20 protein-coding genes and 1 pseudogene are annotated in these 24,192 nt (G+C 69.8%); 12 read left to right on the top strand and 9 right to left on the bottom strand.

Annotated features, from left to right (window positions below; translation table 11 throughout):
* From B0293_RS28455 to B0293_RS28440, 4 genes and pseudogenes are all read left to right on the top strand, one after another.
* Window positions 1-263 (top strand): annotated as a pseudogene (locus B0293_RS28455) (lipoyl synthase); the annotation flags it as partial.
* 16 nt (window positions 264-279) lie between these two features.
* A complete protein-coding gene (locus tag B0293_RS28450; RefSeq protein ID WP_005153270.1) occupies window positions 280-1,653 on the top strand; it encodes an L-serine ammonia-lyase in 1,374 nt (457 codons plus the stop codon).
* Window positions 1,654-1,742: 89 nt separating this feature from the next.
* Window positions 1,743-2,453, top strand: a complete 711-nt coding sequence (locus B0293_RS28445; protein WP_005153272.1) for a FadR/GntR family transcriptional regulator — start codon at window positions 1,743-1,745, stop codon at window positions 2,451-2,453.
* A gap of 145 nt (window positions 2,454-2,598) precedes the next feature.
* A complete protein-coding gene (locus tag B0293_RS28440) occupies window positions 2,599-4,494 on the top strand; it encodes a transglycosylase domain-containing protein (RefSeq protein WP_005153274.1) in 1,896 nt (631 codons plus the stop codon).
* A gap of 1 nt (window position 4,495) precedes the next feature.
* Here the strand turns inward: B0293_RS28440 and B0293_RS28435 are convergent, their stop codons facing one another.
* From B0293_RS28435 to B0293_RS28420, 4 genes are all read right to left on the bottom strand, one after another.
* Window positions 4,496-5,671, bottom strand: coding sequence for a serine hydrolase domain-containing protein (locus B0293_RS28435; protein ID WP_005153276.1), 1,176 nt, complete (start codon window positions 5,669-5,671; stop codon window positions 4,496-4,498).
* A complete protein-coding gene (locus B0293_RS28430) occupies window positions 5,668-6,324 on the bottom strand; it encodes an O-methyltransferase (RefSeq protein WP_005153277.1) in 657 nt (218 codons plus the stop codon). The genes B0293_RS28435 and B0293_RS28430 overlap by 4 nt, the downstream gene beginning before the upstream one ends.
* A gap of 88 nt (window positions 6,325-6,412) precedes the next feature.
* Entirely contained in the window at window positions 6,413-7,069 is a 657-nt protein-coding gene (locus tag B0293_RS28425) for an O-methyltransferase (protein ID WP_005153279.1), read from the bottom strand.
* A gap of 37 nt (window positions 7,070-7,106) precedes the next feature.
* Window positions 7,107-7,934 carry an ABC transporter ATP-binding protein gene (locus B0293_RS28420; protein ID WP_005153281.1) on the bottom strand — a complete coding sequence of 276 codons (828 nt, stop codon included), beginning with the start codon at window positions 7,932-7,934 and terminating at the stop codon, window positions 7,107-7,109.
* Between the two features lie 141 nt (window positions 7,935-8,075).
* Between B0293_RS28420 and B0293_RS28415 the strand changes: the two genes are divergently transcribed.
* Window positions 8,076-9,392 (top strand): aminotransferase-like domain-containing protein, encoded by a 1,317-nt coding sequence (locus B0293_RS28415; protein WP_005153282.1) that lies wholly within the window; start codon window positions 8,076-8,078, stop codon window positions 9,390-9,392.
* A gap of 6 nt (window positions 9,393-9,398) precedes the next feature.
* On the opposite strand, the gene B0293_RS28410 is transcribed toward B0293_RS28415, so the two are convergent.
* The 3 genes from B0293_RS28410 to B0293_RS28400 form a co-directional block, all read right to left on the bottom strand.
* On the bottom strand, window positions 9,399-11,207 hold the full coding sequence (locus B0293_RS28410) for a hypothetical protein (protein ID WP_005153283.1): 1,809 nt from the start codon (window positions 11,205-11,207) through the stop codon (window positions 9,399-9,401).
* Between the two features lie 114 nt (window positions 11,208-11,321).
* Window positions 11,322-13,295 carry an SDR family oxidoreductase gene (locus tag B0293_RS28405; RefSeq protein ID WP_005153285.1) on the bottom strand — a complete coding sequence of 658 codons (1,974 nt, stop codon included), beginning with the start codon at window positions 13,293-13,295 and terminating at the stop codon, window positions 11,322-11,324.
* 58 nt (window positions 13,296-13,353) lie between these two features.
* A complete protein-coding gene (locus tag B0293_RS28400) occupies window positions 13,354-13,572 on the bottom strand; it encodes a hypothetical protein (RefSeq protein WP_039922712.1) in 219 nt (72 codons plus the stop codon).
* A 194-nt stretch (window positions 13,573-13,766) separates the two neighbouring features.
* Between B0293_RS28400 and B0293_RS28395 the strand changes: the two genes are divergently transcribed.
* Complete coding sequence (locus tag B0293_RS28395) at window positions 13,767-14,990, top strand: NAD(P)/FAD-dependent oxidoreductase (RefSeq protein WP_005153292.1); 1,224 nt, start codon at window positions 13,767-13,769, stop codon at window positions 14,988-14,990.
* Between the two features lie 314 nt (window positions 14,991-15,304).
* Here B0293_RS28395 and B0293_RS28390 read toward each other — a convergent pair whose 3' ends face one another.
* On the bottom strand, window positions 15,305-16,558 hold the full coding sequence (locus B0293_RS28390) for a Bcr/CflA family multidrug efflux MFS transporter (RefSeq protein WP_005153294.1): 1,254 nt from the start codon (window positions 16,556-16,558) through the stop codon (window positions 15,305-15,307).
* A gap of 230 nt (window positions 16,559-16,788) precedes the next feature.
* On the opposite strand from B0293_RS28390, the gene B0293_RS28385 reads away from it, so the two are divergent.
* Genes B0293_RS28385 through B0293_RS28360 form a run of 6 tightly spaced genes read left to right on the top strand, consistent with a single transcriptional unit; the run spans window position 16,789 to window position 23,310 of the window.
* Window positions 16,789-17,649 carry a fumarylacetoacetate hydrolase family protein gene (locus tag B0293_RS28385; protein WP_039916283.1) on the top strand — a complete coding sequence of 287 codons (861 nt, stop codon included), beginning with the start codon at window positions 16,789-16,791 and terminating at the stop codon, window positions 17,647-17,649.
* A complete protein-coding gene (locus B0293_RS28380) occupies window positions 17,649-18,953 on the top strand; it encodes an enolase C-terminal domain-like protein (protein ID WP_039916284.1) in 1,305 nt (434 codons plus the stop codon). Before B0293_RS28385 ends, B0293_RS28380 begins: the two co-directional genes overlap by 1 nt.
* Entirely contained in the window at window positions 18,946-19,704 is a 759-nt protein-coding gene (locus B0293_RS28375; RefSeq protein WP_005153301.1) for an SDR family NAD(P)-dependent oxidoreductase, read from the top strand. The genes B0293_RS28380 and B0293_RS28375 overlap by 8 nt, the downstream gene beginning before the upstream one ends.
* A 38-nt stretch (window positions 19,705-19,742) precedes the next feature.
* The gene (locus B0293_RS28370) at window positions 19,743-20,780 is read left to right on the top strand and encodes a sugar ABC transporter substrate-binding protein (RefSeq protein WP_005153302.1); all 1,038 of its coding nucleotides are present in this window, start codon (window positions 19,743-19,745) and stop codon (window positions 20,778-20,780) included.
* Complete coding sequence (locus tag B0293_RS28365; RefSeq protein WP_005153303.1) at window positions 20,777-22,297, top strand: sugar ABC transporter ATP-binding protein; 1,521 nt, start codon at window positions 20,777-20,779, stop codon at window positions 22,295-22,297. The genes B0293_RS28370 and B0293_RS28365 overlap by 4 nt, the downstream gene beginning before the upstream one ends.
* Entirely contained in the window at window positions 22,294-23,310 is a 1,017-nt protein-coding gene (locus tag B0293_RS28360) for an ABC transporter permease (RefSeq protein WP_005153304.1), read from the top strand. The genes B0293_RS28365 and B0293_RS28360 overlap by 4 nt, the downstream gene beginning before the upstream one ends.
* An 83-nt stretch (window positions 23,311-23,393) precedes the next feature.
* Here the strand turns inward: B0293_RS28360 and B0293_RS28355 are convergent, their stop codons facing one another.
* Entirely contained in the window at window positions 23,394-24,104 is a 711-nt protein-coding gene (locus B0293_RS28355) for a FadR/GntR family transcriptional regulator (protein WP_005153305.1), read from the bottom strand.
* Window positions 24,105-24,192 lie beyond the last annotated feature (88 nt).

Genomic DNA, 24,192 nt, shown 5'->3' with positions numbered 1-24,192 from the left:
CCCAGTACCTGCGGCCTTCGCCCCGGCACCACCCGGTGGACCGCTGGGTCAAGCCCGAAGAGTTCGTCGAGCATTCGAACGCGGCCGAAGCGATGGGCTTCGCTGGTGTGATGGCCGGGCCGCTCGTACGCTCGTCGTATCGGGCCGGTCGCCTGTTCGCGCAGACGAAGGCTCACCGCGGCGAACCGCTGTCGGAGAATTTGGCCCATCTCGCCGCCGAAGGGCCCGCGGCCCAAGAAGCCAGCTCCCTGCTGGCCAGATAGGAAGGAGGGCAGATCAATGGCGATCAGCGTCTTCGACCTGTTTTCGATCGGCATCGGCCCCTCCAGCTCCCACACGGTGGGCCCGATGCGCGCCGCACTGACCTTTGTGGACGGTCTGGCCGCCGACGGCGACCTGCCCGCCACGACGCGGGTCCAGAGCGAGCTTTTCGGTTCGCTGGGCGCGACCGGGTTCGGGCACGGCAGTGACAAGGCCGTCCTGCTCGGGCTGTCGGGGGAGCGTCCGGAGGAGATCGACACCGGCACGGTGCCCGGCAAGATCGGCCAGATCCGGGAGTCGGGCAGGCTTCGGGTGCGGGGCGAATACGAGATCGTGTTCGTCGAGGACACCGACCTGACGATGCACCGGCGGAAGTCGTTGCCGGCGCACCCGAACGGGATGATCTTCCGCGCGTTCGACGCCGACGGGAAGGTGCTGCGCGAGCGGACCTACTACTCCGTCGGCGGCGGCTTCGTACGCGACGAGTCCTACGAGACCGACACCGTCGTCGTCGAGGACTCGACGAAACTGGAGTTCCCGTTCCGCACCGGCGCGGATCTGCTGAAGCACTGCGCGGACACCGGGCTGTCGATCAGTGAGGTCATGCTGCGCAACGAACTCGCGTGGCGCACACGCGAGGAGATCCGCGAAGGGCTGCTGGAGATCTGGCAGGTCATGGTGGAATGCGTGCGCAACGGCTGCGAGCACGAAGGCGTCCTGCCGGGCGGCCTGAAGGTGCCGCGGCGCGCGAAGGCGTTGCACGAGAAGCTGCTCGCCGAGGACGGCGTCGGCGATCCGTTGTACGCGATGGACTGGGTGAGCCTGTACGCGCTGGCTGTCAACGAGGAGAACGCCGCGGGCGGGCGGGTCGTCACCGCGCCGACCAACGGCGCGGCGGGGATCATCCCGGCGGTGCTGCACTACTACCAGCGGTTCATCCGGGGCTCGTCGGACGACGGCATCGTGACGTTCATGCTCACCGCGGGCGCGATCGGCTCGATCCTGAAGCAGACGGGCTCGATCTCCGGTGCCGAAGTCGGCTGCCAGGGCGAGGTCGGTTCGGCCAGCGCGATGGCCGCGGCCGGGCTCACCGAGGTCCTCGGCGGTTCGCCCGCGCAGGTGGAGAACGCCGCCGAGATCGGCGTCGAACACCACCTGGGGCTGACCTGCGACCCGGTCGGCGGGCTGGTGCAGATCCCGTGCATCGAACGCAACGCCGTCGGCGCGTCGAAGGCGATCCACGCCGCGCGGATGGCGATGCGCGGCGACGGTTCGCACGTCGTGACGCTGGACAAGGCGATCAAGACGATGCGCGAGACCGGTGCCGACATGAGCGTGAAGTACAAGGAGACCGCGCGCGGCGGCCTGGCCGTCAACGTCATCGAGTGCTGACACCCTCGCATTTCGTCCTCTGGATGCGGTACATGCGTGTGCAACTACCGCATCCGGAGGACGAATTGCGGGCGGCCTAAACTCGGGTGGTGGAGTCGAAAGCGGGTGACGCGCTGTTCCGCCCGGTGCGCGCGGGCAACGCCTTCGAGGAGACCGTCGAAAGGCTGCTCCAGGCGATCCGGCTGGGCGTGGTGGGCGCGGGAGAGCGGCTGCCCTCCGAGCGTGAGCTGGCCGAGCGGCTCGGGGTCAGCCGGGTGACGCTGCGCGAGGCGATCCGCGCGCTGGCCGACGCGGGTTACGTCGAGTCGCGGCGCGGGCGCTACGGCGGCACGTTCGTCCACGACGTCCTGCCCGACCCGCCCGCCGCCGACGGCCGGAACGTCGACAACGCCACCCTGGAGGACGCGCTCGGCCTGCGGCACGTCCTGGAGACCGGCGCCGCCGAGAGGGCGGCGTCGCGATCACTCAGCCCGGCGGACCGGCAGCACCTGACCAGCACGCTCGCCGAGGCCGCCGCGGCCGACGTCGGCGACTACCGGCGCAAGGATTCGCGGCTGCACCTGGCGATCGCCGAGGTCACCGCGTCCGGCTCGCTGACCACGGCGATGGCCGACGCGCGGATGCGGGTCAACCAGCTGCTCGACATGATCCCGCTGCTGGAACCGAACCTGGAGCACTCCAACGCCCAGCACGAGGCCATCGTCGACGCGATCCTCGCGGGCGACCCCGAGGCGGCCCGGCGGGCGATGACCGAGCACGTCGAAGGCACCGCTTCGCTGCTTCGCGCCTTTCTCGCCTGACCCCTTCATCCCGCGTTTCGTCCTCTGGATGCGGTAGTTGGCGACGCGAACTACCGCATCCAGAGGACGAAACGCGGAGGGGCGGGAGGACACGATTCGGTGATTTTCCCACAACCTTTTCACTCGTCCGGGCGTCTAAGCCGGTGTGGAGAACCCGGATGACGCGACCGCACCCGAGTCGGAGCCCACGGACGCCCCCGAGCCGAAGCCGAAGAAACGCAGGTGGCGACGGATCGCCGCCTGGTCGCTCGGTCTCCTGATCGGCATCCCGGTGGTCGCGTTCGGCCTCGCGTACGTCCTGCTCGACGTCCGCAGTCCGCAGGAGGTGCTCGCCGGCCTCGACAAGACCGTCATCCTGCAGAACTCGGACGGTTCCGAACTGCTCAAGGTGATCCCGCCCGGCGGCGACCGGCAGTTCGTGCCCTACGACGCCGTCCCCGTGAAGCTGCGCGACGCGATCATCGCGACCGAGGACCCGACCTTCTGGGACAACGAGGGCTTCGACCCCACCGGAGCCCTTCGCGCGCTGGTGACCGGCGTCGGCGGCGGTTCGGGGATCACGCAGCAGTACATCAAGAAGTCCACCGGCGACGACGACGCCACCCTCCTCCGCAAGTTCAACGAACTGGTGCTCGCCACGAAGATCACCCAGCAGCAGACCAAGAAGGAGATCTTCGAGAGCTACGTCAACATCATCTCGTTCGGCCGCGGCACGTACGGCCCGGCGTCGGCGATGAACGCCTACTTCGGGCGCAAGCTCGACGGCTCGATGACGTGGAGCGAGGCGGCCTTCCTGGCGGGCATGATCCAGTCGCCGTCGGTGCACGACCCGTTCGCCTCCTCGCACGAGCACGCCAGGAAGCGCTGGTCCTACGTGATGAACAAGCTGGTCACGCGGGGCTACGTCAGCCCGGCCGAAGCGGTCACCATGACCTATCCGGGAGACGCGATCCAGCCGCCGTCGGAGACCCGCGCCGGTCGCGTCACCTACGAGCAGTACCACATCAAGCAGCAGGTCCTCGCCGAGTTGGAACAGGTCGGCTACCCGCTGGACCGGCTCCGCGGCGGCGCGATGAAGGTCGAGACGACCATCGACCCGCGCGCCCAGGCCGAAGCCGAGAAGGTGGTCAAGGAAGGGTTGCGGGGACAGCCGGAGCACTTCCGCGCCTCGCTGGTCGCCGTCGAACCCGGGACCGGCGCCATCCGCGCCTACAACGGCGGCGGCTGGAGCGTGCACGACTACGCCGGCACCCCGTACGGCACCGGCTCGGTCTTCACCCCGTTCATCCTCGCCGCGGGCCTCGAACGCGGCGTCGGCGTGGACGACCCGGTGAAGCCGCCGGCCAAGGTCGACTTCCTCGGCGAGACCTTCGAGTTCCAGGACCAGTGCGGCGAGGCGGGGAAATGCACGCTGCGCGACGCGATGGGGCGCGACGCCCAGGGCCCGTTCGTCGACCTGGCGAAGAAACTCGGCGCGGAAGCCGTCCGGGACGGCGCCCGCGCGACGGGGATCCCCGACACCGTCGACGGCGCGGTGACCCTGCGCGAGAAGGACGGCTTCCTGATCGGCCCGGGGATCGCGGTCGGCCGGTATCCCTTGCGGCCCAGTGACATGGCCGGGGCCTACGCGACGTTCGCCGCCGGCGGCATGCGCGCCACCCCGCATCTGGTGTCGAAGATCCGGGACGAGAACGGCGAAGTCGTCTGGGAACGTCCGTCGGACAAGACGCCGGCGTTCAAGGGCGACGAGGCGTTGAGCCGCCGGATCGCGGGCACCGTCAGCCAGGTGCTGACCACCGGGCTGAAGGGCAGGCCCGCCGCGGTGAAGACCGGCGCCTTCCAGTACAACGAAACCGAGGACAACGCCGGTGCCTGGGCGGTCGGGTACACGCCGCGGCTTTCGACGGCGGTCTGGGTCGGCTCGGACGAGCCGCGCCGGATGCGGGACGCCGCGGGGCAGAAGCTGACCGGCCAGACGATCCCCGCCGAGATGTGGCAGCGTTTCATGAACGCCACCACCGGCGTGGCACCTCCTCGGTGACTCAGGTGAGCGCGGTCTGTGCCGTCGTCCAGAAGTCCTCGCGGGCATGCCACGGCATGGGCCAGTCGGTGCGCTGGGTGAGCAGGATCCCGGTCAGTCCCGTGGCCGGATCCGCCGCCCAGGACGTGCCGAGCCCGCCGTCCCAGCCGTAGCGGCCTCGCGTGGCGAAGCCGCCGTCCCGGTTGACCACGGCGACCCCGAAACCCCAGCCGAGGCCGTCGTCCAAGAGCGGCGCGCCGCTCGCCGCCTGCTCCGCGGTGAGGTGATCGGCCGTGAGCAGCGCGACCGACCTCGGGGACAGCAACCCCGCGCCTCCGGCCAGCAGCATCCGGCTGAAGGCGAGGTAGTCGTCCGCGGTCGAGACGAGGCCCGCGCCGCCGGACGGGAACGGGACCGGCGCGCTCCAGTGGCCGTCCGGGGCGTCGAAGACCTGGAATTCGCCGGTCCGTTCGTCCACCTGGTACGACGTCGTGAATCGGGGCGCCTTCCCGGCTGGGACGACGAACCCGGTGTCGGACATGCCCAGCGGCTCGAAGATCCGTTCGGCGAGGAACCGCTCGAAGGGCATGCCCGAGGCACGGGCGATCAGCACGGCCAGCACCTCCGAACCGACCTGGTACATCCACCGCTCACCGGGCTGGTGCAGCAGCGGCAGCGTGCCGAGGCGGCGCAACCACTCGTCCGGATGGTGTGGCGTGACCGGTTTCGGCGGGCCGATGACCAGGCCGAGTTCGTCGATCGCCCGCTGGATCGGGGTCGAACCGGGCGGGGCGAGGACGATGCCGAACCCGAACCGGAAGGTCAGCAGATCCCGCGGCGTGATCGGCCGGTCCGCCGGGACGGTGTCGTCCAGCGGACCGTCGATCCGGCGCAGGACCCGGCGATCGGCGAGTTCGGGCAGCAGCTCGTCGACCGGGTCGTCGAGCCGGAGGCGGCACTCCTCGACGAGCATCATCGTGGCGGCCGCGGTGACCGGTTTGGTCATCGAGCTGATCCGGAAGAGACTGTCGCGCTCCATCGGCGTGCCGCCGAACGCCTTGTCCCCCAGGACGTTCACGTGGACCTCGTCGCCCGCGGCGACCAGGGACACGAGCCCGGGGACCTCGCCGCGTTCGACGTAGCCGGACAGGACGCGGTGCGCGCGCCGCAGCGCCGCCGGTGCGAACCGGGGCCTCAAGCCTTCACCAGCACGATGGTCAACCCGTCGTGTCCTTTCATGCCGACCGTCTGCAGCGCCGTCGCGTCGACCCGCGGTTCGGCGGCGATCAGTTCGTGCATCCGCCGCAGGCCCATGATCTCGTCGGAGGTGTTCGACGGGTCGGCCACCGCGCCCGCGCGCACGACGTTGTCGATCACGATCAGCCCGCCCGGCCTGCTCAGCCGCAGCGCCTCCTGGAAGTAGGCCGGGTTGTTGACCCTGTCCGCGTCGACGAACGTCAGGTCGATCGGGCCTTCGACGCCGGGCAGCAGGTCGAGCGCCTCGCCGAGCCGGATGTCGACGAGGTCGCCGACACCGGCGGCGTCGAGGTTCTTCCGCGCGACGTCGGCGAATTTCGGGTAGTACTCGAGCGTCACGAGACGCCCTCCCGGCGGAAGCGCGCGGGCGAGCCAGATCGTGCTGTAGCCGCCGAGCGTGCCGATCTCCAGGATCGAGCGGGCGCCGATCGTCCTCGCCAGCAGCTGGAGCAGCTTGCCCTGGTTCGGCGCGACGGCGATGGCGGGCATGCCCGCCTCGTCCGAGGCCGTGAGGGCCGCTTCGAGAGCGGGATCGGACGGTACGAGCGCATCGAAGATGTATTCGTCTACTTCGGTCCACGTTTCCTGAGTCATGAAACCTCCCCAGGACAACCTAGCGCCGCGAGGCGGGCCCGGGCGCGTCCATCGGGGCGGCCGTCCGGACGAACTCGGGCGACGCCCGTCAGGACTTCACGAGAGCGATCGTGAGACCGTCGTAACCTTTCACCCCAACGGTCTGGAACGCTGTCGCGTCGACCCGGGGCTCGGCGGCGATCACTTCGTGCAGCCGTCGGATGCCCTGGACGTTCGGGTCCTCGCTGGCGGCGTTGGCCACCGCGCCGCCGCGGACGACGTTGTCGACCACGATCACGCCGCCCGGCCGGACGAGCTTCAGCGACGCCTCGAAGTAGGCGGAGGTGTTGACCTTGTCCGCGTCGATGAACACCAGATCAAGGGGTCCTTCGACGGCCGGCAGCAGATCGAGCGCCCTGCCGACGCGGATCTCGACCAGTTCGCCGAGCCCGGCGGCGTCGATGTTGCCGCGCGCGACTTCGGCGTGCTTCGGGTCGAATTCGAGGCTGACGAGCCTGCCTCGCGGCGGGAGGGCACGGGCGAGCCAGATGGTGCTGTAGCCGCCGAGCGTGCCGATCTCCAGGATCGAGCGGGCGCCGACCATCCCGGCCAGGAGGTTGAGCAGCTTCCCCTGGTTCGGCGCGACGGCGATCTGCGGCAGACCCGCCCGGTCCGAAGCCAGCCGCGCGGCTTCGAGGGCAGGGTCGGACGGGACCAGTACCCCGGACAGGTAGTCGTCCACTTCGGACCACAGTTGCTGTGACATGGCACCTCCGCCGCCAACGTACCGCGCTTCTCGGCCCTCAGGCGGCGCGGCGTCCGGCCTTCGGGATCACCAGCGGGGTCCCGGTTTCGGGGCACGGCATGACCCGGCACGGCAGCTCGAAGATCTTTTCGACGTTGTCGGTGGTCACGACTTCTTCGGGCGTGCCTGTCGCCAGCACTTCGCCGCCGCGCATCGCGATCATGTGCGTCGCGTAGCGCGCGGCGTGGTTGAGGTCGTGCAGCACCGCGACCAGCGTCCGGCCCTGTTCCTGGTGCAGCTCCGCGCACAGGTCCAGGATGTCCATCTGGTGTGCGATGTCCAGATAGGTCGTCGGCTCGTCGAGCAGCAGCAGGTCGGTCTCCTGCGCGAGCGCCATCGCCATCCACACGCGCTGCCGCTGCCCGCCGGACAGTTCGTCGACCAGCCGCTCGGCGAGGTCGTCGACCCCGGTGGCGCGCATGGACTCCGTGACCACGGTGGCGTCCTCGCGGGACCACTGGCGCAGCAGGCGCTGGTGCGGGTACCGGCCGCGCGCGACGAGGTCGGCGACGGTGATGCCGTCGGGCGCGATCGAACTCTGCGGCAGCAGGCCGAGCCGCCGGGCGACCTCCTTCGCCGGGAAGGAACCGATCACCTGGCCGTCGAGGAACACCGAGCCCTGGCGGGGTTTGAGCATCCGCGCGAGCGCGCGCAGCAGGGTCGTCTTGCCGCAGGCGTTCGGGCCGACGATGACGGTGAACGACCGGTCGGGGATGACCACCCCGAGATCTTCGGCCACGGTCCGGCCGTCGTAGGCCAGGGTCAGCGCGTCCGCGTGCAGGCGGGACGTCGTGCGCTGCTCGGTGAGGGTTTCCACGGTCTCCACGCAGGTTAGGCTAACCTAGGACCCCGCCGTTATGGTGTTCCGTAGGTCGCAGTCGGCTCACGACGCCCTTCGATGGCATCATCCCCAGTGCGCTTCGCGGTGCAATCCCGCGAGCGCGCTCGGTGCGATCGAAGGGGCGGCGTGGAGGACTACCGGATAGTCGCGGACGAGATCTCCGCCGACGTCGAGGCGGGCAGGCTCCGTCCCGGCGATCGGTTGCCCCCGCAGCGGCGGTTCGCCCGTGATCGCGGGATAGCCAACTCGACCGCCGCCAGGGTCTACGGCGAACTCGTCCGGCGCGGTGTCGTGGTCGGCGAAGTCGGCCGGGGCACCTTCGTCCGCGCCGGGAAGCCGCCGCTGGAGGCCGCGCTCGCCGAACCGGGCGGCGCGACCGTCGACCTCGAACTCAACTTCGCCGTCCTCCCGGAGCAATCGGCGCTGGTCGGGAAGGCGCTGGAGCCGCTCCTGCGTGACGACGTCCTGACAGCGGCGCTGCGGCCCGGGAGTGTCACTGGTTCGAAGCAGGCGCGTGACGCTGTCGCCGGGCTGCTCGCGAAGGACGGCTGGACGCCGGAAATCCTCTTCGCCGGCAGCGGTCGTGAGGCCATCGCCGCCGCCATCGCCGCCTTCGTGCCGATGGGGGAGCGGCTCGCCGTCGAAGCCGTCACCTATCCCGTGGTCAAGGCGCTCGCCGGGCGGCTCGGTGTCCAGCTGGTGCCCATCGAGACCGACGAGCTGGGCCTCGTTCCCGAGGCGCTCGAAGCCGCGTCCGTCCGCGCGCTGTACGTCCAGCCGACCCTGCACAACCCGCTGGGGTCCACAATGGACGAAGAGCGGCGCGCCGCACTGGCGGAAACCGTGCGCCGCATGGACATCCCGGTGATCGAGGACGGGATCTACACCTTCCTCCGGCCCGAGGTCCGCCCGTTCGCGGCGTACGCGCCGGAACGCACGGTGTTCGCCGACAGCATGTCCAAACGGCTCGCCCCGGGACTGACCACCGGATTCCTCGCCGTCCCGGCGGAATGGACGGAACGGCTGGCCGCGGCGGTGCGTTCGGGCGGCTGGGTGGCGCCCCGGTTCGCCGTCGAAGCCGCCACCCGCTGGATCACCGGCGGCACACTGGAAACCGTCGAACGGGCGAAGCGGCTCGACGCGGCCGAACGTCAGCGGATGACGGCGGACCGGCTGGCCGGGTTCACGCTGCGCGCCGATCCGCGGGCGTATCACTGCTGGTGGGAACTCCCGGAGCATTGGCGCGCCGAGACCTTCGTCGCCGCGGCCGCGCGACGCGGGATCGCGGTCACCCCGGCGGCCGCGTTCGCCGTCGTCCCCGGGCACGCCCCGAACGCGGTGCGGCTCGCCGTCTCGTCGCCGCCCCTCGACACCCTGGCGGCCGCTTTGGACGTCCTGGCCGGGCTCGCTTCCGGCCGCCCCGAGGACGCCGGCGTCGACTGAAACGCGTCAGGGGTGGGGCATCCATTTGCCGATGAAGCTGCCGCAGGTGACGGTCTGCCCGGTGAGCCGCGACCGCAGCGCGTTCTCCAGCCCGAGGTAGTCGAAGATCGGCGTGTCGCGTGTGACCTCTGCGGGCACCGGCCCGCCCTTGGCCAGGGTCGGCATGCTCACCGTCTGGAACAGCACGAGGTAGTCGCCGTCGCGGTTGAGCCCGTCGGCGGCCGCGAGCATCCGCTGCGGAGCGTCGGCGACGATCTCCAGCGGCAGCGGCCATTCCAGCGGGAACGGGTTGCGCAGGCCGAAAGCGGGATAGGCGAACGGGTTGTCGGGCAGGACCGCCGTGCGCCCCGCGGGGAAACGCGTGACGCAGTCCTGGATCTGGGAGACGTAGGTGAAAGTCCCCGGGTTCGTCCGGATCCCGCGCATCGACGGCGTCACCGTGCCCAGGTCGCCGGTCAGCTTCTCGCGCGCCATGTCCAGGTACGCGGCCTCGTCGTGGTGCGCGACCACGGCCCAGCCCGAGGCGAGCACCGCGACCAAGCCCATCGCCGTCGCCCCGGCCAGCCGGATCCGGGGAGGCGGTTCGGGCAGTGGCGGCAGCGCGTCCGACAGCGCCAGGACCGCTGTCAGCGCCAGCGTCCCGGTGAACAGCGTCGGTGTGTCGTTGCCCCAGGACAGACTGGTCATGAAACCGGTCGCGAAGACCAGCGTGCCCATTTTCGGGAACCGTCGCGTCGCCGCCCAGTTCACCAGGAGCGCGACACCGAGGATCCACCAGAGGACGTCCGCCCAGCGCGACGCGCCGGTGAAGTGTCCATCGACGACAGTGCCGACCACCACCGCCACCCCCGCCAGGAGCAGCAGCCGCGCGAGGACCGCACCGGCGAATTCGGCGCGGTCGCGGAAGAACCCGAGCAGCGCCAGCAGCAGACCGGCGAGCGTGAAGAAGGTCAAGCCCCGCACCGGTGGCCGCAGCAGGGTTCCGGGATCTTCCAGCCACAGCCCGAGAAGTCGTTCGCCGTAAGCGGGCAGGCCGCCGGTGAGCTGCACGGCCATCGCGCCGAGCCCGCCGTCGAACGTGACGATTCCGATGTAGAACAGCAGAAAAGCACCCAGCGCCAGCAGATCCCAGGCCATGCGCGCCCACCAGCGGCCGGTGCGGAACGCGCCGTCACGCAGCGAAGGGTGCAGCAGCAACCAGCACAGCGCGATCAGCGGGACCGGCGCGAAACTCTGTTTGACGAACACCGCGGCGCCCAGCAGCACCAGGCCGAGCCGCCGCGGCCACGCCTTGCCGTTACGCAGCCCGGAATCCAGCGCCCAGGCGCCGCAGGCGGTCAGGAAGATCCCGTCGATCGTGTGCCACGCCATCAACGGGAACGCGTTGAGGTTCAGCAGCGCCGCGGCCGCCGTCAGCCCGGTGAGGCCCGGCCCCCAGTCGCGGACGCGGCGCCGGGTGACCAGGACGGCGAACGCGATGGTCGCCAGGATGATCTCCAGCATGCTGAGCACGCTGGAGACGAAGAACAGCGGCCCCGGCACCACGAAGTCGACGACGTGCAGATACGCCGAACCCAGCGGCCGCGCGGAGATGATGTCGGAATGCGGGACCTCGCCGTGCAGCACCCGCCACGCCTGGGCGAGGATGAAACCCTGGTCCGACGGGTGGAAACCGAAGCGTCCCACGCGGAGTTCGGTGCCGACGGCGAGCGCGAGCACCCAGGCCGCGTGCAGGGAAAGCCGCAGCACTGTCCGGGACGGACGTACCACTGCCGTGTCCGGTCCGGTCGAAACCGGGGGACTGGCGACGTCCACACTGCCCCTTCCCGCTCGTCACTGCCTCGGTCCGTGCCCGCCGACCCCCCGGCGTATCGGAAACCGATGGTAGCGGCCGGGGGCGTCCCCCGATCGAGCCCGGCGGCGAGGACGTCAGGGACGACGGCGCCAGACCAGCCTGGTGACCGCGCCCGCCACCGAGGCGAGCGGAGCCTTCCGGGGCAGGCCACGGGATTCCGGCGCGGATTCCGGCATCGCGCGGTAGACGAGGTGGGCGAAGAACCGCGCCGTCCTGGGTGCGACGAGCGTCACCAGTTCGGCGGCCGTTCCTTCGGGCAGGTTCAGGATCTCCGGTCGTTTCTCCAGTGCCTTCACCACGAGCGCGGCGGCGCGTTCGGGCGAGCTCGACGGCATCCCGCGATAGGACCCGGTCGGCGTGATCATGTCGGTGCGCACCAGCGGCATCCGGACCGAGGTGAAGGTGACGCCGTCGGAAAGCGTTTCCCGGCCGGCGGTCAGCCCGAACTCCTCCAGCGCCGCCTTCGAGGCCAGGTAAGCGGAAAACCGTGGCGTGTCGGTCTGGAGTCCTTGGGTGGTGACGTTGACGACGTGGCCGAAGCCGCGCGCGGTCATCGACGGCAGCAGGCCCAGCGTCAGCCGCACGGGACCGAAGTAGTTGATCGCCATCGTGCGTTCGAAGTCGTGGAACCGTTCGGTGGACAGCGAAAGCGAGCGCCGGATCGAGCGACCGGCGTTGTTGACCAGCATGTCGACGGCGCCGTGCGCGGCGAGCACGTCCTTGACCAGAGCGTCGACGGCGCCGCCGTCGGTGAGGTCGCACGGATACGCCGACGCCTTCCCGCCCGCCGCGACGATCTGCTCGCGGACCTCTTCGAGTTCGTCGGCACGCCTGGCCACGAGGATCACTTCGCCGCCCTTCGCGGCGACGGCCAGCGCGGACGCGCGCCCGATGCCCGACGAAGCGCCGGTGATCAGCACCTTGCGGCCGTCGAGCGGCTCCGGCCCCGGACGGCGGCGGCCGCGATCGGGGTCCAGATGCGCGAGCCAGTACCGGTAGAGCGGACCGGCGTACTCCTTCAGCGGCGGCAAGGTGATGCCGCTGCCGTCGAGGGCGGCCGTCGTCGCGCTCGTGTCGAAGTCGACCTCCATGCTCAGATGGGGCAGGACTTCGAGCGGGACGCCGAGTTCCGCCAGCACCGCGGCGCGGGCCGAACGCCCGCCGGGGACCCGGTCGAAACCGGCCGCCGCGGACTTCGCCAGCCGGGTTCCGGCGCGTTTCAGCGCCCCGGACGGACGGGCGGGAAGGACGGCGGAGATCTTCGGCCCGCCCGCGGCCCGCGCGAAGGCGTTGTAGACCTCGTGCAGCGGCTGGGGCCGGGGCGACGCGAGATGGTAGGTGCTGCCGCTGGGCGCGTCGACGTGCATGAGGTGTTCCATCGCTTCGACGACGTAGTCGACCGGCACGATGTTCGTGGCACCGAGATCGGGGGCGGCCAGCGGGAGACGTCGAGGCAGCGAGGAGAGCCGCGAGATCGCGGGGAGGAAGTAGTACGGGCCGTCGATCTTGTCCATCTCGCCGGTGCGCGAATCGCCGGCTACGGCGGACGGCCGGTACACGCGGAACGGCGTTTTCCCGTGCCGTCGCACGAGTTTCTCCGCCTCGAACTTCGTCGCGTGATACGGCGACGCGAAGCCCTGGCCGAGGTCGAAGTCGGCTTCGGTGAAGCGCCCGGCGTACTGCCCGGCGACCGCGATGGAAGAGACGTGGTGGAAGAGCCCGGCGTTCGCGGCGGCGGCGAACTCCAGGACGTTGCGGGTGCCGTCGACGTTGGCCGCGCGGTTGGCGGCCTCGTCCGCGGTGAGGTCGTAGATCGCGCCGAGGTGCACGACATGGTCGAGGGGACCCAGCCGGGCGGGATCGATGCCCAGCGAGGGTTCGGTCAGATCGCCGGTGACGGGAACGAGCTTCTCGTGGCTCGGGAGCTTCCCGCGTGAGGTCTCCCTCACGAGAACATGGACGGCTACGGTCTCAGGTCGCCGTAGTAGGCGCGCGACCAGGCGTTTGCCCAGAAAACCCGTCGCGCCCGTCACGAAGTAGGTGGTCATGGCCGGCTCCTTCCGAACGGGGCCGACTCTACCTACTCAGAAGTAGGAACGGTAGTTGTCATTCACTGTGATCCGGGTGCTCGGCCACCGCGACCACGGCGTCGCGGAGCGCGGCGCGCAGGCGCCCCACGTCCAGCGGCCCGAGTACGGCGGCCTCGCCGGGCGGTGCCACGAGCACGATCTTGTCGCTGCTCACGAACACCGTCACGTCCCGGCGCCTGCCCGCGAGATCCCGGCAGCCGACCGACCATTCGTCCCGCGGTGCCAACGTCCTCATCCTCCCGTATCCCATGATCTCCCTTTCTCGTCCGAGGCTGGGACGGGCCGGTTTCGGGGCCGTGACGCCGGTTACCCCACATTCCTACTGATGGGTTAACCGATCCTGCGGATCGTGATCGACTTCCGGTTTCGCTAGGCCGGACGTGGGGGACCCGGAGTAGCGTCCGAGGAAAGCCTGCCCGGGAGGTCTTTGTGTCCGAACCCAGGAAGATCGTCATCGTCGGTGCCGGCCTCGCGGGAGCGACGGCCGCCGGGACGCTGCGAGAACGTGGCTACGCGAGGGAAATCCTGCTGCTCGGTACCGACACGCATCGCCCGTACGAACTACCGCCGTTGTCCAAAGGGCTGCTGATGGGCAACACCGATGAACCCGATTGGGTGCACGACGCGGGTTTCTACGAAGAGAAGGACATCGCTTTCCGGAGCGGTGTGACCGCGACCAGGATCGAACTCGGCTCCCGGCTCGTGCACGACGACGCGGGCGGCGAGCATCGCTTCGACCGGCTCGTGCTCGCGACCGGGTCCGAGCCGCGATCGCTGCCGGTGCCCGGCGGTGACCTGCCCGGACTGCGGACCCTGCGCACTCTCGACGACGCGCTGGCGCTGCGTTCGGCGGTCAAGGACGCCGGCCGGGTGGTGATCGTCGGCGCGGGCTGGATCGGCACCGAGGCCGCGGCGGCCGCCAGGGAACACGGCGCCGAGGTGACCGTGGTCGATCAGGTGGGTTCGCCGCTGCTCGCGGTGCTGGGCGAGCAGGTGTCCGGCGTCTTCAAGGACCTGCACACGGCGCACGGGGTGAACTGGCGGCTCGGTGAGGGCGTCGCCGGGTTCACCGGCGGTCCGGACGGGGTGACCGGCGTACGCCTTCAGAGTGGTGACGAGCTTCCCGCGGACGTCGTGCTGGTGGCCGTCGGCGCCGCCCCGCGGGTCGGCCTCGCGCACGCCGCCGGGCTGGAACTGTCCGACGACGGCGGTGTCTGCGCCGACGCCGGGCTGCGCACGGCCGCGCCCGACGTCTACGCGATCGGCGACATCGCCGCGCAGTTCCACCCCCGCTACGGGAAACGCGTCCGCGTCGAGCACTGGTCGAACGCGAAGTGGCAGGGCGAGCACGTCGCGGGGAACCTGCTCGGCGAAAACGAGCCGTACCTGAAGAGCCCGTATTTCTTCTCCGACCAGTACGACCTCGGCTGCGAATACCGCGGCCTCGCCGATCCCGAAACCGATCAGTTGGTGGTGCGCGGCGACCTCGCGGCGCGGGACTTCACGGCGTTCTGGCTGCGGGACGGGCAGGTGACCGCCGCGATGAACGTCAACCAGTGGGACGACGGGGACGCTTTGAAGGCCCTCGTCGAGGGACGCGCGACGGTGACCGCGGAGCAGTTGAAGACGGCGGAACTCAAGTCCCTCGCTTGAGGGGCCCTTGTCGGGTACCAAGTCCGTGAAGGCCTCCTTGAGGGACTCTGGGTCCCTCAAGGAGGCCTTCACGGACCGGTGTTCCGAGGGTCTTGGGGGGCGGCGGAGTTCCGGGAGTGTTGCGAAAGTGGCTTTCGCAACCTTCAACGTTGCGAAAGTGGCTTTCGCAACACCCGAGGTCGGCGTGCGGGCGAGCGACAGAACACGCTCCTTTTGCCTTACCCCAAGAGAACCTTCCTCGAAGTACATGAAGGCCCCCTTCCTTGCGCTAGACGCAGTGAAGGGGGCCTTCATGTACCGAGGAAAGCGACAGCCTAAGCCTGCTGGAGTGCGAGGGGCTCCGGTGCCGTCGAGCGCGTCATCGTCCCGAAGGCCAGCAGCGCGAGAACGCCGAAGGCCGCCATCACGATCCCCATCGGGACCGCGGTGCCGGGACCGCCCAGCCCGACCAGCGGCGTCGCCAGCCCGCCGACGACGAACTGGAGCACGCCCAGCAGTGCCGAAGCCGAACCGGCGGACCGGGCCTGCTCGGCCAGCGCCAGCGAACTCGCGTTCGGCGCCACCATGCCGATGCTCGACACCAGGACGAACAGCGGGATCAGCAGCCCGATCAGGCCGAGGTCCAGCACCGTCGCGGCCAGCACGCCGAACCCGGCCACCGCCGCGATGACGAGGCCGACGGTCAGCAGTGTCCGCTCCGGGAAGCGGCCGACGATGCGCCCGTTCAGCTGGCCGACGGCCACGATGCCGATGCCGTTGAGCCCGAACACCAGGCTGTACGCCTGCGGGCTGAGCCCGTAGACACCCTGGAGCGCGAAGGACGAGCCGGAGATGTAGGCGAACAGGCTGCCGAACATCAGCCCGGAGGCCAGCGCGTAGCCGAGGAAGCTGCGGTCGCGGAGCAGGCTCGCGTACTTCCGGAGCACGGAGCCGAACCGGGCGGGGGTGCGGCGTTCCTCGGGCAGGGGTTCCGGCAGCAGGAAGAAGACGACGGCGAGCAGGATCGCGCCGAACACGGTCAGGCAGACGAACACGCCGCGCCACGAGGTCCAGTTCAGGATCTGGCCGCCGACGATCGGCGCCAGGATCGGGGCGAGCCCGTTGACCAGCATGAGCAGCGAGAAGAACTTCGTCATCGCGGTGCCGGAGTAGAGGTCGCGCACGGTCGCCCTGGCGATCACGATGCCCGCCGCGGCACCGAAGGCCTGGACGCCGCGGGCGGCGATGAGCAGTTCGGCGGTCGGGGCGACGGCGCACAGGATCGAGCCGACCATGTAGAGCGCGAGCCCGGCCACGAGTGGTTTGCGGCGGCCGATCGCGTCGGACAGCGGTCCGAGGATCAGCTGGCCGATGGCGAGCCCGATGATGAACGCGCTCAGCGTGAGCTGGACGGTGGCGTCCGCCGCGCGCAGTTCGCCCGCCATCTGCGGCAGCGCGGGCAGGTACATGTCGATGGACAGGGGCCCGAAGGCGGACAGGCCGCCGAGGATCAGGACGAACCGGGCGCGGCCGCTGGTACTCGGTCGTGGCGCGACGGTTTCTTCCACTCGCTCGGGCGCGATGGTCATGCTCTTTCCTTCCCCAGTGATGGTTCCGCGAGGAACAACTTGCTTAGAGTAGGTAACTATTCCCCCTGTGAGTCTCGCCACCCAGGCTTCGCAAGACTGATCCGATCAATTTTCGACACAAATCGCAGTGACCTCTAGATCTCGTCGGAGGTCGTCAGGTATACATCGGATGTCTGTTCGTTGCTGTTGGAGCCGTTGATTGTTGACGGTTCGGCCGGAAGGGAAAATCCGTGCAGCTGTTGCGTCTCGGGGAGCCGGGAAGTGAGCGTCCGTTCGTACGTGCCGGGGACGGCAGGGTGCACGACCTCTCGGGGCTGACCGCCGACATCGATGGCAGCTTCTTCGCGAGCGACGGTGTCGCCAGGGTCGCGGCCGCGCTGGCCGCCGGTGAACTGCCCGAAGCCGGTCCCGAATTCGCGCGGGCCAGGGTCGGCGCGCCGATCGCGCGGCCCGGCAAGGTCGTCTGCGTAGGCCTCAACTACCGGCAGCACGCCGAGGAGTCCGGCGCCGAGGTCCCGACCGAGCCGGTCGTCTTCATGAAGGCGTCCGACGTCGTCGTCGGCCCGGAGGACGACGTGCTCGTGCCGCGCGGTTCGACCAAGACCGACTGGGAGGTCGAGCTCGGCGTCGTCATCGGCAAGACCGCGCGCTACCTCGAAAGCGCCGAAGAGGCCCTCGAGTACGTCGCCGGGTACACCGTCTCGAACGACGTGTCCGAGCGCGAGTTCCAGCTCGAACGCGGTGGCACCTGGGACAAGGGCAAGTCGTGCGAGAACTTCAACCCGCTCGGCCCGTGGCTCGTCACCGCCGACGAGGTGCCCGACCCGCAGGACCTCGGCCTGCGGCTGTGGGTCAACGGCGAGAAGAAACAGGACTCGTCGACCAAGGACATGATTTTCACGGTCGCCGAGATCGTGCATTATTTGAGTCGGTTCATGGTGCTTCGCCCTGGCGATCTCATCAACACCGGTACCCCGCAGGGCGTCGCGCTCGGTCAGCCCGATCCCAAGCCGTACCTGCGGGAAGGTGACGTCATCGAGCTCGAGATCGACGGCCTCGGCCGTCAGCGCCAGACCGTCGGGCAGGCGTGATGGCGAAGATCGTGGGCATGGAGGTGCTCGACGTCCGTTTCCCGACCTCGCGGGAGCTGGACGGTTCGGACGCCATGAACCCGGACCCGGACTACTCGGCCGCGTACGTCGTGCTCCACACCGACGGCGGCCCGGACGGCTACGGCCTCGCCTTCACCATCGGACGCGGCAACGACGTCCAGGCCGCGGCGATCCGCGCGCTGGAACCGCACGTCGTCGGCCTGGACGTGCCGACCGACGCGGCCGCGCTCGGCGAGCTGTCGCGGGCGATGGTCGGCGACTCGCAACTGCGGTGGCTCGGCCCGGAAAAGGGCGTCGCGCACATGGCGATCGGCGCGGTGGTCAACGCCGCCTGGGACCTCGCCGCACGGATCGCCGGACTCCCGGTCTGGCGTTTCGCCGCCGAGATGTCGCCCGAAGAACTGGTCTCCCTCGTCGACTTCCGCTACCTGTCCGACGCCCTGACCGAGCAGGAGGCGCTGGACATCCTCCGCGCCGCCGAACCCGGCCGCGCCGAGCGGATCGCAAAGATCGAGCGCGACGGCTATCGCGCGTACAGCACGTCTCCCGGCTGGCTCGGGTACTCGGACGAGAAACTCGTCCGGCTCGCCGAGCAGGCGGTCGCGGACGGTTTCGAGATGATCAAGCTGAAGGTCGGCGGCGATCTCGCCGACGACGTCCGCCGGGTGAAGCTCGCCCGCGAGACGGTCGGCGCGGACATCCGGGTCGCCGTCGACGCGAACCAGCGCTGGGACGTCTCCACCGCGATCGCCTGGATGACCGAGCTGGCGCCGTACGACCCGTACTGGATCGAGGAGCCCACCTCGCCGGACGACGTGCTCGGGCACGCCGCGATCGCCAAGGCGCTTTCCCCGATCCGCGTCGCCACCGGTGAGCACGTCCAGAACCGCGTGGTGTTCAAGCAACTGCTGCAGGCCGGCGCGATCTCGGTGCTGCAACTGGACGCCGCCCGGGTCGGCGGGTTCAACGAGAACCTCGCGATCCTGTTGCTGGCGGCCAAATTCGACGTCCCGGTGTGCCCGCACGCCGGCGGCGTCGGGCTGTGCGAACTCGTGCGGCACCTGTCGATGTTCGACTTCGCGGCGGTGTCCGGTTCCGACACCGACCGGTCCATCGAATGGGTCGACCACCTCCACGAGCACTTCACCGACCCGGCGGTCGTGACCGATGGCCGCTACCTGGCGCCCGCCGCGCCGGGCTTCTCGGCGCGGATGCACGACGCGACCCTGCGCCGGTTCACCTTCCCCGACGGTCCGGAATGGACGGAGATCGACAGTGAGTGAGTTCGAAGGCCTCGTCGCCGCCGTCACCGGCGGTGCCTCCGGGATCGGCCGGGCCACCGCGGACCTGCTGGCCTCGCGCGGTGCGACGGTCGCGGTCCTCGACCTGAAACCGGACGACCTGCCCGAAGGCCTCACCGGCTTCCGGTGCGACGTCGGCTCCGACGACGAGGTCCGCTCGGCGATCGGCGCGGTCGCGGACCGCTTCGGCAGGATCGACATCCTGGTCAACAACGCGGGCATCGGCGCCCAAGGCGACGTCACCGCCAACAGCGACGACGAATGGCACCGGGTGCTCGACATCAACGTCGTCGGCATGGTGCGGCTCGCGCGGGCGGCCTTGCCACATCTGAAGAATTCGCCGTCGGCCGCGATCGTCAACACCTGTTCGATCGCCGCGTGGGCGGGCCTGCCCAACCGTGCGCTGTACTCGGCCAGCAAGGGCGCGGTGCTCTCGCTGACCCTGGCGATGGCGACCGACCACCTCGCCGACCGGATCCGGGTCAACTGCGTGTGCCCCGGCACCGCGGACACCCCGTGGGTCGGCAGGCTCCTCGATTCCGCGGGCGACCCCGAAGCCGAACGGGCCGCGCTGGCCGCCCGTCAGCCGATGGGCCGTCTGGTGACCGCGGACGAGGTCGCGAACGCGATCGTGTACCTCGCCAGTCCGCTGTCGGCTTCGACCACCGGCACGGCGCTCGCCGTCGACGGCGGTATGTACGGGCTGCGCCCGCGCGGTCCGGTCCAGCAGTAGCTCCCTACCCGGTTCCGGCTGTCGTCAAGGAGGATGCGGTGCGTACGAGGGTGATCAGGGTGGCCGCCGCGGCCACCGCGCTCGGGCTGGCCCTGTCGGCCTGTGGGTCCACGAAGGACAACGCTCCGAAACCGGGTGCCGGTGGGGGTGGCAAGGTCGGCGCGACGATCCCGTTGCTGACCTCGCCGTTCTGGCAGGCCTACAACAACTACGTACCGCTGAAGGCGAAGGAACAGGGCGTCGAGGCGCTGCCGACGGTCAACGCCGACAGTGACTCGGCGAAGCAGATCACCGACGTCAACACCTTGCTCAACCAGGGCGTCAAGGGTCTCGTCGTGACGCCGCTGGACTCCGCGGCCGTCGTGGCGGGCCTCAAGGCCGCGGAGAACAAGGGCGTCCCGGTCGTGGCTGTCGACGTCGCGCCCGAGAGCGGCAAGGTCGCGATGGTGGTGCGCGCGGACAACAAGGCGTACGGTACCAAGGCCTGCGAGGCGATCGGCGCGAAAGTCACCTCGGGCAAGGTCGTGCAGGTCATGGGCGACCTCGCCTCGGTCAACGGCCGCGACCGCTCCGAGGCGTTCCGGGACTGCATGAAGGCGAAGTTCCCCGGCGTGCAGGTGCTGGAGGTCGCCGCCGAGTGGAAGGCGGACAAGGCTTCGTCCGGTTTGGACAGTCTGCTGACCGCCAACCCGGACATCAAGGCCGTCTACATGCAGGCGGGCGGCGTCTACCTCGCGCCGACGCAGCAGGCGCTCAAGCGCAAGAACCTCTACTTCCCGGTCGGCGATCCGAAGCACGTCGTGCTGGTCAGCAACGACGGCATCCCGCAGGAGCTGGCCGCGATCCGCGCGGGCGAACTCGACGCGACCGTCTCCCAGCCCGCCGACGACTACGCCAAGTACGGCATGTACTGGATCAAGAAGGCGATGGCGGGGGAGACCTTCAAGGCCGGGCCGACCGACCACGGCAGCACGATCGTCGAGGTCCGCCCGGGGATCCTGGAGGACCAGCTCCCCGCGCCCGTCGTCACCAAGGACAACGTCGACGACAAGGCCCTCTGGGGGAACAACCTGTGAGCGCGCTGCCCGCCGGGTCCGCCGCCGTGCCGGTGGTCAGCGCACAGGGCGTCGGCAAACGCTACGGCCCGACCGTGGCGCTGTCCGACGTCAGTCTCACCGTCCACCCCGGCGAGTCGCACGCGCTCGTCGGCCGCAACGGGGCCGGGAAGTCGACGCTGGTCTCGATCCTCACCGGACTGTCCAAAACGGACGCCGGATCGGTCGAGTTCGGCGGCGTCCCCGCGCCGCCCTTGTCCAGACAGGACGACTGGAAGCGTGCCGTCGCCTGCGTCTACCAGCACGCGATGGTCGTCCCGCAGCTGACCGTCGCGGAGAACCTGTTCCTGAATCGCCAATCGGGAAAGGGTTTCGCGATCGGCTGGCAGCGGTTGCGCCGTCAGGCCAGGGAACTGCTCGACTCCTGGGGTGTGGGTGTCGATGTCGACACCCCGGCGGGTGAGCTTTCGGTCGAGGACCGGCAGTTCGTCGAGATCGCCAGGGCACTCTCGTACGGCGCGCGGTTCATCGTGCTCGACGAGCCGACGGCGCAGCTGGACAGCCAGGCGATCGACCGGCTTTTCGAGCGGATGCGCCAGATGCAGGAGAACGGGGTGACCTTCCTGTTCATCTCGCACCACCTCCACGAGGTGTACGAGGTGTGCCAGGCGGTCACCGTGCTGCGCGACGCCAAGCACATCCTGACCGCGCCGGTCTCGGAGGTCGGCCGCGCCGAGCTGATCGACGCGATGACCGGCGAGCAGGGCGGGCTTTCCGTCCGCGACGCCTCGGCGCGTGAGGCGCTGGCGCCGGACGCCGGCGAGGTGCTGACCGTCGACGGGCTTTCCGGCGACGGCTTCGCGGACGTGACGTTCCGGATCCACCGCGGTGAGGTGATCGGGCTCGCGGGCAGCAACGCCAGCGGCAAGCACCAGGTCGCCGAAACCGTGTACGGACTGCGGTCGCCGGTCTCCGGCACGATCCGGGTGGACGGGAAGCCGCTGAAACCGGGCGACATCCCGGCCGCGATCCGCGCCGGGATCGGCTGCGTGCCGAGGGACCGGCATCACGAAGGCCTGGTTCTCGAACACTCCATCGCGGACAACGCCACACTGTCCATTTTGGACCGCATGGGCAAGGGTGGCCTCGCGTCACCGGGCACGCGGTATTCGACGGCGTCGAAAGCGTTGAAGGACTACGACATCGTCGCGGCCGACGCCGGCCAGCCGGTGTCCGACCTGTCCGGGGGAAACCAGCAGAAGGTCGTCCTGGCCCGCGCGCTGGCCGGGGATCCGCGCCTGGTCGTGCTGATCAACCCGACCGCGGGCGTGGACGTGAAATCGAAAGAGGCGCTCCTCGCGGTCGTCGACCGGGTGCGGGCCGAAGGCAAGGCGGTGCTGATCGTCAGCGACGAACTGGACGATCTCCGCCTGAGCGACCGGGTGCTGGTGCTGCGCGCCGGCGCCGTGGCCGCCGAACACCGGGCGGGCTGGTCCGACGGCGACCTCGTGGCCGACATCGAAGGAGTCGAGCGGTGACCGAGTTGATGACCGATCCGAAGACTTCGACGCTCGCGGCCCCGCCGCGCCGCCGGAAGTTCCGCTGGCTGCGCGAACTCGCCCTGGTGCCGGCGCTCGTCGTGGTGCTGATCATCGGAGGACTGATCAGCGACACGTTCCTGACCTTCGGCAGCATCGTCGGCATCCTGTCCGCCTCGGCGGCGCTGTCGATGGTGGTGCTGGGCGAATCTCTCGTCCTGCTGACCGGGAAGTTCGACCTGTCGCTGGAATCCACCATGGGCATGGCGCCCGCGCTCGGCGCGATGCTGGTCATCCCGGTGGCGTCCTCGGGCTTCGGCACCGAGATCCCCGGTTTCGCGGGCATCCTCGCCGTGCTGGTGGCCGGTGCCGCGGTCGGTTTCGTGAACGGGTTCCTGATCGTCAAGCTGAAGCTGAACGCCTTCATCGTCACGCTGGCGATGCTGACCGTGCTGCGCGGCACGCAGATCGGGTCCACCCAGGGGAAGACGCTCTTCGACCAGCTGGACGTGTTCACCGCGCTGGCGACGACGACGTTCGTCGGCCTGCCGATGTCGGTGTGGCTGGCCGCGGCGCTGTTCACCGCGTTCGGGCTGGGGCTGCGGTATCACCGGATCGGCCGGTCGCTGTACGCCATCGGCGGTAACCGGGAAGCCGCGCGGGCGGCCGGTATCCGTGTCGACCGGATCTCGTGGGGTGTGTTCGTCGTGGCCGGTGTGCTGGCCGCGCTCGGCGGGCTCGCGTACACGGGTTACGTCGGCGCGCTCGGCGCGGATCAGGGCGACGGGCTCATCCTTCAGGTGTTCGCGGCTGCGGTGATCGGCGGTGTCTCCCTGGACGGTGGGAAGGGCACGCTGGTCGGGGCGCTCACCGGCGTGCTGCTCCTGCAGACGGTCACCAACCTGCTGCAGGTCGCGCAGGTGCCGCCTGAGTGGCTGAAAGCGATCTACGGCGTGATCATCCTGGTCGCGCTGATCATTTCCCGCTACGCAGGCGGAAAAGCCCAAACCTAGCCGGAACGCGCGTGAAGGCCCCCTTCCCTCGGCTGAGCCGAGGGAAGGGGGCCTTCACGGGACGTCCAGAGGAGGATTCAGTGTCAGGAAGCTTCGGCTGCCGAAGTGGGATCGTCGGCGGTGCCGAGGGCGTTGCGGAGCCATTGCTCCACCCCCGCCACGTGCACGGTGGCCCACGAACGCGCGAGTTCGGGCTCGCGGGCGGCGATGGCTTCGTAGATCGCCGTGTGCTGCTCGCGGGTCTTCGCGACCGCGCCCTCCTGGGTGAGCCCGCGCCAGATGCGGGCGCGCGCGGTGGGGCCGGACAGGCTGTCCAGCAGCGAGCACAGCACCGGATTCCCGGAGCCGTCGGCGATCTTGCGGTGGAACTGCAGGTCGTTGGCGACCAGTGCCTCCACCGTCGGCGAGTCGGCCAGTTCGTCGAGCAGGCGGCCTAGTTCCGCGATGTCCTCGTCGCCCATGTGCATCGCGGCCATCGCCGTCGCCGCCGGTTCGAGGATCCGGCGTACGGCGAGGAAATCCAGCACGGTGTCGTCGCGGTGGAAGTCCACCACGAACGTCATCGCGTCGAGGAGGAGATTCGGTTCGAGGCTGGTGACGTACGTTCCGTCGCCCTGGCGGACGTCGAGCACGCGGATCAGGCACAGCGCCTTCACCGCTTCGCGCAGCGAGCTGCGGGACAGGCCGAGCCGCTGGGCCAGTTCGGCCTCTTTCGGCAGCCTGTCGCCAGGAGCAAGCTCGCCGGAGATGATCATGTCCTTGATCTTGTCGATCGCGACATCGGTGACCGGCATGTTCCACCGCCCTCCCCGAAGACCTCGGATGTTTGAGTGTCAGTTGACAGAGTGCCATGTTTCGAGTTGAGGAGGCGCGGTGACCCAC

The organism is Amycolatopsis azurea DSM 43854, from assembly GCF_001995215.1.
GTDB lineage: Bacteria > Actinomycetota > Actinomycetes > Mycobacteriales > Pseudonocardiaceae > Amycolatopsis > Amycolatopsis azurea.
Note: the sequence above shows the minus strand (reverse complement) of the source record. Positions and strands in the feature narration are given on the sequence as shown.